This is a genomic window from Paenibacillus paludis (assembly GCF_042610515.1).
Lineage (GTDB): Bacteria > Bacillota > Bacilli > Paenibacillales > Paenibacillaceae > Paenibacillus_AQ.
On record NZ_JBGJZP010000025.1, the window covers coordinates 97396 to 106713 of the forward strand.

Here is a 9318-nt window from a genome sequence, read left to right on the forward strand (position 1 = left end):
ATGTTAACAGGACAAAAAGTAGTTATTGTCGGCGGAAGCTCGGGAATCGGTTTGGAAACGGCCAGACGGGCCGCCGCGGAAGGTGCGGAGATTGTAATTGCCAGCCGTTCCCGGCATAAGCTGGAACAGGCCAAGTCTGCCATCGGTACAGGGGCGAAAGTAACTTCACACATACTGGATGTGACAGATGAGGAGCAGATGCGGCTGTTCTTCGAGCAGACCGGGACTTTTGATCATCTGGTTGTCAGTGCGGCCGAAACAAGCGGCGGGCCTTTCCTGGCAACGCCGACAAGCACTGCCCGCTCGCTGTTCGAGAATAAATTCTGGGGCCAATATTATGCCGCCAAATATGCGGCTCCGATGCTGAACCCCAATGGCTCCATTACCCTCTTCTCGGGGGTTGTAGCGTTCAAATCCATGGTCGGCTCCTCCATGCTGGGCGCAGTGAATGCTGCTGTCGCAAATCTTGGCCGGACCTTGGCCCTGGAGCTGGCCCCGCTGCGGGTGAACATCGTCTCCCCAGGTATTATTGACACGCCTTCCCGGGCAGGGATGGCGGAGGATTCCCGGAATGCCTTTTACAGCAGCACAGCTGCCAAGCTGCCGGTACAGCGTGTAGGCACCGCGGCGGACGTGGCTGAAGGCGTGCTCTACCTGATCCATAACGGATTCACCACAGGCACGGTACTTCATATCGACGGCGGCCATAGCCTGATCTGAAAGCGGCAGGGCCGCAGTCCCGGAAGCTGCGTTCCGTCATTCCCCCGGGCCGCCGTTACGCCGTAATGCCGTTATTCCGGAGATGCGCTCACCTGTCTACAACAAAAATCCTCATCCCCAGCGAAATGACAAGGGGATGAGGATTTTGTTTGTTACAGCATTTTGATTTCAAGCAGCTCATATTTTATGATGCCCATCGGGGCATTGACGCTGATGATGTCGCCCACTTTTTTGCCGATCAGCTCTTTGCCCAGCGGACTTTCATAAGAAATCTTGTTGTCGAGCACATCAGCCTCAGCCGGGCCCACCACTCTATATTCGATTTTTTCGGAGTATTCCACATCATTCAGGATCACGATGCAACCTACACTGACTGCACTCAGATCCATTTTGCTCGAATCAACGATCTGGGCTTTCGTCAGCATTTTCTCCAGGATCATAATCCGGGTTTCCATGAACGATTGATCTTCCTTGGCCGAGTGGTACTCACTGTTCTCCTTCAAGTCCCCGTAGCTGATCGCCAGCTTAAGGCGGGCTGCCAGTTCCTTACGTTTTACTGTCTTCAGATCCCTAAGCTCTTCCTCTAACTTAGCCAATCCTTCTTTAGTCAAGAATACTTCTTCATTGGACTTAGACATGTTCTACAACTCCTATTTTTGCCTGCTTTATTGTATTTTACCCCATATTGCGTAAACATGCGAAGAAGAAAAGAAAATTACCTCCTCCTCCTTTACCGGCACAAATGCGAAGATGCCAAGGCCGAAGAAGTATGAATCCCCCTTAACTCTCCAAAAACATTGACGGATAGGGATGGACCTGATAAATTAAATTAAATTAATCATACAATTTAACTCGGAATTATATTCCAGCCAAAGGGGTTGATCGCCGTGAACTTTATTTTCTTTTCCCCTCATTTCCCGAGGAACAGCGCCGATTTCTGTACTCAGCTGCAGCGTCAGGGTGTGCTGGTGCTCGGGATTGGTGATGCCGAATATGCACACTTGGAGGACAAGCTGCAGCTCGCGCTGACGGAGTATTACAAAGTGAATGATCTGGAAAATTACGAGGAGATCTTGCGGGCGGTAGGCTATTTCACACATAAATACGGCAAGATTGACCGGTTCGAGTCACTGAACGAATATTGGCTGGAGCAGGATGCCGCCATCCGCAGTGACTTCAACATTTACGGCACCAAGACCGATTTCGTCTACAATCTGAAGCAGAAGTCCAAGATGAAGGAATTTTTCCGCAAAAGCGGCGTCAACACCGTGCAGTTCTCCACTGGAACCACCCGGGAGAGCGTCGATGCGTTCATCCGTGAAGCCGGCTTTCCGCTTGTTGTGAAGCCCGATCTCGGCTCCGGGGCCAGCATGACTTACAAGATCAATAACGAGGATGAGCTGCAGCAGTTTTTTGACACCAAACCCGCTGAGGTCCCCTTTATTATCGAAGAGTTCATTGACGGGGTCATTCTGACCTATGACGGACTGGTCGATATCCATGGTGAAGTGCGCTTTGCCGTAAGCCATCTGTTCGAGAACAGCGTGATGGAGGTCGTCAACACCGATAACCATCTGTATTATTTCTGTCTGCGGGAGATTAGTCCGGAGGTTGAGGCGGCGGGCAGAAGCATTCTGAAGGCTTTTGACATCAAGGAGCGTTTCTTCCATATCGAGCTGTTCAAGTCGAATAAAGATGGCCGGATTATTGCTCTAGAAGTGAATATGCGCCCGCCCGGCGCCTGGATGACCGATGCCATAAACTTCTCGTACGACGTGGACATCTATAAGGAATGGGCCAGCATGATCGCACATAACGAGGTTGGCGGACCCTATGAAGGCAAATATTATACCGGCTATGCCAGCCGCAAGAAGCATAAGCATTACACCCACAGCCATGAAGACATCTACCGCACCTATGGCGACAAGATCGTGAATTATGCCGAGATCGAAGAGGTATTCAGCAGAGCCATGGGGAACAGCGCCTATCAATTCCGTTCCGCCGCATTAGAGGATGTCAGAGACATCGTGAACTATATTCAACAAGAAGAGGGATAGGATGTGTTAACGGATGAGGACAAGCTACCATAAGGAGTACAGCCATAACTTGCACAGGGAAATGGAGTATAAAATATACGGCCACGCCGGCAAACCGATGCTGGTCTTCCCTACGTCACTCGGCAGATTCTATCAATACGAGGATTCGGGCATGATCCAGACGCTCTCTGAATTCATTGAGGCCGGCAAGCTGCAGATTTGGGCCTGCGACAGCATTGATGAGGAGACCTTCTTCTCTGCCCACTGGAATCACGAGGACAAAGTGCAACGGCATGAGCAGTATGACAAATACATCACGCAGGAGCTGATCCCCGGCATTCTCGACCAGAGCAAATGGAACAATGGCGGCAGTGACCAGCGCATTCTCATCTCCGGCTGCTCCATGGGCGCTTACTACAGTGCCAGCTTCTTTTTCCGTTATCCGCAATATTTCGATACCTTGATCGCCCTGAGCGGCGTCTATTCCACCTATTATTTCTTTGGCGACTATATGAGCGACAACGTCTATCTCAACTCTCCGCTCCACTATTTGCCGGGACTTCAGGATGATTATTATCTGCAGCAATACCGTGACAGCAACATCATCATTTGCGTCGGCCAGGGCGATTATGAGGACGAAATGCTTCATGAGACCCGCCTGTTGCAGGAACTGCTGCAGCGCAAGGAGATCCCTGCCCGGTTCGACTATTGGGGCCACGATGTGAACCATGACTGGCCTTGGTGGAACAAACAGATTCATTATTATGTCAGCGGCTGCCTATAGTCGTTATAATGCTGCAAAAAGGGGAGCTGCCATAGCTGGCAGCCCCCCTTTTTTATGCAGAACCCGTCTTACTGCCTCACATAGCCACCGGGGTTCTCGTGCATACTTCCTTACTCCGGCAGATGTTCTGTACAGAACAAGGCCAGTGCTGCTTCCTCGTCCTCTTCCATATCGAAATCCAAAACGCGGCCTGTCGTCGTTTCCAGCAGATCGTAACTGACGATGGCGCTCTTCTCTTCCTCAACTTTGAAAATCACGCGGGCCGATACCCCGTTCTCTTCGTACAGTTCATCTTCTTCCGGCACATCCAGGTTAATCATGAACTCATATCGCTTGCCGCTTAAAATACCGAATGGGTCTCTTAAATTTTCCACGGTGTAGCTTGTAAATGTCAGCACAACGCATACCTTCTTTCCTAATCACTGCCAAGCTATTGTATCACAAAAATCCTTAGCAGGTGATGGAAGGGATTACGTCCTGCTAACCAGGCCGTCCGCAAACCGCTGAAATGGTCTCCAGCCTTACCCGGCAACTACCCCGTTCTTATCCGCGCTGCTGTCTTTGGTCTTCTTAATCTGCTTGCTGCGCAGCTGGCCACAGGCGGCATCAATATCCGTGCCATGCTCCAGCCGGGTGCTGACGCTGACTCCCTGCTTCTTCAGCGTGTCAAAAAAGGCCCGTACCGACTCCCGCTCGCTCCGCTGGTACTGACTGTGTTCATCCACCGGGTTGTATGGGATCAGGTTGACGTTGGCCAGCTGACGCCGGTCGCCGATCAGTTCTGCCAGCTCCAGCGCATGCTCCTCGCGGTCATTGATGTCCTTCAGCAGAATGTACTCCAGCGTAATTCTCCGGTTCGTCTTCTCCAGATAATAATCAATCGCCGGCATTAATTTCTCTATAGGAATCGCACGGTTGATCTTCATAATCCGTGTCCGCAGCTCATTATTCGGCGCATGTAAAGAAATCGCCAGGTTGACCTGCATATTGGCATCGGCAAATTCTCTGATCTTGTCGGCCAGACCGCTTGTCGAGACGGTAATGCCCTTGCCGGCAATCGCCAGCCCTTTGTGGTCCTTGATGATCGTCAGGAAATTCAGTAGATGTTCAAAGTTATCGAACGGCTCGCCGATCCCCATCACTACTACATGGCTGACCCTCTGTCCCAGTCCGGCCTGATCGAGATGCTGCTGCACCTTCATAATCTGCTCCACAATCTCGCCGCTGGACAGATCACGGCTCTTCGCCAGCAGTCCGCTCGCGCAGAAGCTGCAGCCGATATTGCAGCCGACCTGAGTGGTGACGCAGACGGACAAGCCGTATTTCTGCCGCATCAGCACCGTTTCGATCAGATTGCCGTCCTTTAGACGGAACAGGAACTTGATCGTACCGTCAGCCGATTCCTGCTTCACATGCTCATCCATCGTTTGAAATACATAATGCTCGGACAGCAGCTGCACACAATCCTTATTCAGATCGGACATCTCCGTGAAATCCGTAATCCGCTTGCGGTAAATCCAGTCCCAGACCCGGGCTGCACGGGACTTTTTATGACCGCGCTCCGATAGCCATGACGCCAGTTGATCCAATGTTAATCCATAAATGGATTCTTTATTCATTTCATATCCTCTTTTCAAAACTTTAAAGTTCAATCTATTCTACCTTGACAGGACTCTTCCAACAACATCTACTTATTGTCTCAAATTTCGTATATTAAAACAAGGGAAATCCCTGCCTGCAGCCCCGTATCCGTGAAGTTACCGATACACAGCTGGAGCAGCATGCAGCCGGCTATGCACATTATATCCAGACAGCCTTGCCGGTCGTTGCCCTCCAGTAATTTTCCGGAGTCTAGAACAGCGAGTCTCTTCGCTTCTTCTAACAACATATTAAGTTAGTTGTAGGGCATTTAAAAAGCGTATCCATGTGCGATGGATACGCTCAAACCCTGCAAATTATTTAAAGATGGCGAATTTCAAGCCTTTGCTCTTAAGATATTGGATGATTTCAGGGAGAATCTTTACGGTTATGTTTTTTTCATGCAAAAGATAGATGCCGCCCGACGGATCGGTTGCGCGGAAATAATGAAGAATCTCCTCCGGGCTGTCGGCCTTCCAATCCTCAGGGTCACGGTTCCAGAGCAGCACCTTCATATGCTGTCTGCCGACTTCAGCCGCCAGCTCTTCATTTACCGCTCCATACGGAGGACGGAAGACCGTTACCGGAGACTGGATGAGCTGTGCCAGCGCATGGTTAACTTGACTTAGATTGTTCCGGTTCTCTTCACCGCTGTTCCTGGTCATGACGCTGTGATCCCACGAATGATTGCCGACCGCCATGCCCTGCGCATCCGCATAGATTACTGCCTCAGGGTAGTGGAGCACATTCTGTCCAATAAATAAAAAATTGGCCGCAATGCCTTCCGCCTGCAGAATATCCACGATCTCCTTGGTATACTTCGAGGGGCCATCATCGAAGGAGAGCGCCACATATCCCTTGGGCAAGGCGTATTCATAGCTGTCTCCGCCAAGCTCAATCTCCTCGTACAGCAGCTTCTGCACTTCTTTCTCATCCACTACTGGTACCGTGGCTGCCTCGGCTATACTGCTCTCAAGTGAAGTCAGCCGCACCACAGGGGCATAAGGAGCGGACAAGGTATCATCTCGCTCGGAACTATGAGCACCAGCCTCAGACTGGGTGACTTCCACCTTCGCTGCGGCACTGTCCGAGAACAGTCCATCGTCCATACGCAGCAAGAATACGATCAGCAGAAGGCTCAACACAAGTCCCCGCAGGGCAATCGACCGGGCCCCAGCCCTGGAACTGCTGCGCTTAACCGGTTTCGGTACTGCCGCTACCGCCGGGGAAGGAATCACTGCTGCCTCTTCCTTCTCCTTGTCCTTTACCTGTTCAGCACCCGCCCATTCCGGCTGCTTCAAACGATGAAGTAAGGAGATATATTCTTCGGAGCAGGCGAAATACAGCGTTTCGCTGAAGGTCCGGTTCATTTTGATAAGCGAGCTGAAATGTGTCTGGCGGAAGGGATCCCACTTCGCATACAGTGACAGCCGAATCCGCTGTCCTTCAAAAGGGGGGAGTGCGTTCATTTGCAAATATGTAAGTTCATCTATGTGGACCATATGTCTGGTAAAGGCACCGCTGCGGGTTAGACCTACCTCCATCCGATAACCGTCCTGCCCGTGCTCAAGCGACAGCAACTCTATCATCAGAGCGGCGCTTTTTTCCTCAACTGGCATAAATATTATGTATCCCCATTCTCATCACTGCGCTCTGCAGGCAGGCTACTGCCGCCAAAAGGTGCTGTCATCCGGTTGGTGAAATCGCTGATCATGCTGGAGAGGTAGGCTTTCTCCTGCCGGACCGTTTCGTATTTCTGTCGAAGATGGCCATTTTCCGTCTCCAGGCGTCCGATCTTTTCTTCCAGCTCATTCATTTTCTTGAGCTTCTCCGCATGGACCTCATTGTGCTTCTGCACAAGGTTAACGTATTTCTGCTGCTCCAGATCAATGGTGCTCTTGAGTTCGTCCATCTCTGCAGAAAAAGTGATATGAAGCTCGCGGTAATCCTCCAGCACCTGATCCACCTTCAGATTACGCTCTACCAGCTTCTGCTCCAGCTCCATAATGTTCTTCTCCCGGTCTTCAATCACCTTGTTGAGGTTCTTGAGATCCTTGTTCAACCGCTCCACATGTCCGCTGGAATGCGCAAGCCGGTCCTGAAGCTCACGGTTATTCGTCTCGGCATGCGTCCGGTCCTGAATCATCTGTTCAACCGCAAAAATTAAATCCAGTGATTTCTTGTCCAGCTGTGCTTTGCCTGTCGAAATCAGGCTGTTCTGGCTGTCACTCTTTTCATAGCTTTCCGAATCTTCAGGAGGACTTTCCGCCAATTGTACCTTTTGAACCATGCCCGGCTTCGGCGTCTTGTCCACCGCGTCTCTTTTCTTAAAAAAAGGAGCAGCCATCTATATATCACCTCATTATAAATGTCAAAAAATGTCGAGCATATACGAGTTTATTATAGATGATTTGTCCTGGATGTAAGTGAGCCTTAATATCTAACTTTCCTAAATACATCTAAAGACCCAATTTGCTGCCACAGAAGGGATTATCCACGCCAATAGGCCGGATTTCCACGGTTGCCGAACTTTTCGCACAAAAAAAACGCAGCCCCATTGGACCACGCCTTTTGCCCTACATTTGCTATTTATACAGGACTTTCTCCACATTGTACTTGGCCTTCAGCTTGTTCACAATGTAAGTTTCGTAAATCTCTCTGTCGACCGGATCCTCAACGAGGCATACCTCAATCTTGGTGACTTCGTCGCGATGGGGCTTCATTACGGATACGTTATCTTCAAAATGCTTTTTGATTCTGGGTCTCAGCTTTCTGGCCTTGCCTACAAACAACAGCTCGTCGTTGTCGTTATAGAACATAAAGATGCCGCCGGCTTCACGCGTAATCAGGTGGAAATCCGTAAAACCGTAAATATGACTCAGCACAGGATTCTCCTGCTTGGTAATCGTAACATCCGGTGCCGGGATGGTAATGCTGATCATTCGTGCTCACTTCCCTCTTGTATATAGAAATAAATAGTATCACAGATCAAGTGGCCTGACTATTTCTATCTTCTGCGGCTTTGATGTATTTTATAAGCGTGTTCACAAAGATTTATCCTGCCGGGCCTTAAGCACACGGATCGTTTCCGTAATTCCCTGTTCAAACGGTGTGGCCGGAATCGGCCCGACGGTACGTTCATATTTGCTGCCGCTTAAAATAAGGGGCTCCTTCGTTAAATAGAGCATCTCGACAATCTCCTTCATGACCGGGACGATCAGTCCCAGCAGCGACAAGCCGGCGGCACCGACGGGTATAACCGGTTTTGATGATCCGCTAGCCGCCCGGGCTATCCGGACGATCTCTTTACCCGAGATGATGCCCGCACCTGGAATGTTCCAATTCTGTCCGTACGCTTCCTCCCTGCCCGCCAGCTCCACCATCATCACTGCGGCATCCGGGAGGTAGACGTATTCACGCGGAATGCTCATATTTCCGATGAACATCGCCGGTTTCCCGGCGGCAATCGCCTCCAGCGTAGAGCCCAGATACGATGCCTCATTGGCGGTAGGACCGTAATAATCGGGCAAGCGGACGATCATTCTTTTGGCCCGATTCCAGCGCGGGCTGAAGAACATCCGCTCAAATTCAAGCTTGACTTTTCCCTTTTTGGTATGCGGATTCTTCGGATAATCCTCACTGATCGGCTGCTCATTCCGTCTTTTGCCGTACGGATAAATGCCGTCCACCGCAACAACTCGGGTTCCTAGCTTGCTTGCCGCCTCCAAGACCGCTTCCCCCATCGGCAGCAACTTGGTGCTCATCTCGTGATAAGGCACCGAAGCACAGTGGAAAATAACATCAACCCCCTGCGCGGCCTCCTGTACATCGCCCGCCTTAAATACGTCGCCGGTCTTCAAGCGGAGTCCTGTTGGGTTCGTCAGCTTCGCAGCAAGCTGCTCCAGCTTTGGCAGGGATCGCCCAAAGGCGACCGTTTCCACCCCTCTTTTCAGCAGCTCGGCAATAATGACCATTCCTGTTCCTCCGGTTGCACCTAACACGACAGCTTTGTTTAACATTTTAATTACCTCCTGATTAGTGGGTTTGGGTTTGGGTTTGGGTTTGGGTTTGGGTTTGGGTTTGGGTTTGGGTTTGGGTTTGGGTTTGGGTTTGGGTTTGGGTTTGGGTTTGGGTTTGGGT

Annotated in this window: 10 protein-coding genes; 3 read left to right on the forward strand and 7 right to left on the reverse strand. The window is 50.7% G+C overall.

Going from position 1 to position 9318, the window contains the following annotated elements; genetic code table 11:
• Entirely contained in the window at window positions 1-720 is a 720-nt protein-coding gene (locus tag ACAN56_RS30880; RefSeq protein WP_379147640.1) for an SDR family oxidoreductase, read from the forward strand.
• Between the two features lie 152 nt (window positions 721-872).
• On the opposite strand, the gene greA is transcribed toward ACAN56_RS30880, so the two are convergent.
• Window positions 873-1358, reverse strand: coding sequence for a transcription elongation factor GreA (greA, locus tag ACAN56_RS30885; protein ID WP_038597863.1), 486 nt, complete (start codon window positions 1356-1358; stop codon window positions 873-875).
• Window positions 1359-1607: 249 nt separating this feature from the next.
• Between greA and ACAN56_RS30890 the strand changes: the two genes are divergently transcribed.
• Window positions 1608-2777 (forward strand): ATP-grasp domain-containing protein, encoded by a 1170-nt coding sequence (locus ACAN56_RS30890; RefSeq protein ID WP_342437622.1) that lies wholly within the window; start codon window positions 1608-1610, stop codon window positions 2775-2777.
• Between the two features lie 13 nt (window positions 2778-2790).
• Window positions 2791-3540: an esterase family protein gene (locus ACAN56_RS30895; RefSeq protein ID WP_038597867.1), complete on the forward strand. Its 750-nt coding sequence runs from the start codon at window positions 2791-2793 to the stop codon at window positions 3538-3540.
• A 110-nt stretch (window positions 3541-3650) separates the two neighbouring features.
• Here ACAN56_RS30895 and ACAN56_RS30900 read toward each other — a convergent pair whose 3' ends face one another.
• From ACAN56_RS30900 to ACAN56_RS30925, 6 genes are all read right to left on the reverse strand, one after another.
• Window positions 3651-3938, reverse strand: coding sequence for a DUF6509 family protein (locus tag ACAN56_RS30900; RefSeq protein ID WP_038597869.1), 288 nt, complete (start codon window positions 3936-3938; stop codon window positions 3651-3653).
• 123 nt (window positions 3939-4061) lie between these two features.
• Complete coding sequence (gene rlmN / locus ACAN56_RS30905) at window positions 4062-5159, reverse strand: dual-specificity RNA methyltransferase RlmN (protein ID WP_341097154.1); 1098 nt, start codon at window positions 5157-5159, stop codon at window positions 4062-4064.
• Between the two features lie 336 nt (window positions 5160-5495).
• Window positions 5496-6797 (reverse strand): polysaccharide deacetylase family protein, encoded by a 1302-nt coding sequence (locus ACAN56_RS30910; protein WP_379147644.1) that lies wholly within the window; start codon window positions 6795-6797, stop codon window positions 5496-5498.
• Window positions 6798-6802: 5 nt separating this feature from the next.
• Window positions 6803-7525 (reverse strand): hypothetical protein, encoded by a 723-nt coding sequence (locus ACAN56_RS30915; RefSeq protein ID WP_038597876.1) that lies wholly within the window; start codon window positions 7523-7525, stop codon window positions 6803-6805.
• Between the two features lie 238 nt (window positions 7526-7763).
• Window positions 7764-8120: a nucleotide excision repair endonuclease gene (locus ACAN56_RS30920; protein ID WP_038597878.1), complete on the reverse strand. Its 357-nt coding sequence runs from the start codon at window positions 8118-8120 to the stop codon at window positions 7764-7766.
• Window positions 8121-8222: 102 nt separating this feature from the next.
• The gene (locus ACAN56_RS30925) at window positions 8223-9197 is read right to left on the reverse strand and encodes an NAD-dependent epimerase/dehydratase family protein (protein WP_379147647.1); all 975 of its coding nucleotides are present in this window, start codon (window positions 9195-9197) and stop codon (window positions 8223-8225) included.
• Window positions 9198-9318: the final 121 nt, after the last annotated feature.

Coding starts and splice junctions, on each gene's coding strand:
- ACAN56_RS30880 (WP_379147640.1), top strand. CDS start 1: ATGTTAACAGGACAAAAAGTAGTTATTGTCGGCGGAAGCTCGGGAATC.
- greA (WP_038597863.1), bottom strand. CDS start 1,358: ATGTCTAAGTCCAATGAAGAAGTATTCTTGACTAAAGAAGGATTGGCT.
- ACAN56_RS30895 (WP_038597867.1), top strand. CDS start 2,791: ATGAGGACAAGCTACCATAAGGAGTACAGCCATAACTTGCACAGGGAA.
- rlmN (WP_341097154.1), bottom strand. CDS start 5,159: ATGAATAAAGAATCCATTTATGGATTAACATTGGATCAACTGGCGTCA.
- ACAN56_RS30910 (WP_379147644.1), bottom strand. CDS start 6,797: ATGCCAGTTGAGGAAAAAAGCGCCGCTCTGATGATAGAGTTGCTGTCG.
- ACAN56_RS30915 (WP_038597876.1), bottom strand. CDS start 7,525: ATGGCTGCTCCTTTTTTTAAGAAAAGAGACGCGGTGGACAAGACGCCG.
- ACAN56_RS30920 (WP_038597878.1), bottom strand. CDS start 8,120: ATGATCAGCATTACCATCCCGGCACCGGATGTTACGATTACCAAGCAG.
- ACAN56_RS30925 (WP_379147647.1), bottom strand. CDS start 9,197: ATGTTAAACAAAGCTGTCGTGTTAGGTGCAACCGGAGGAACAGGAATG.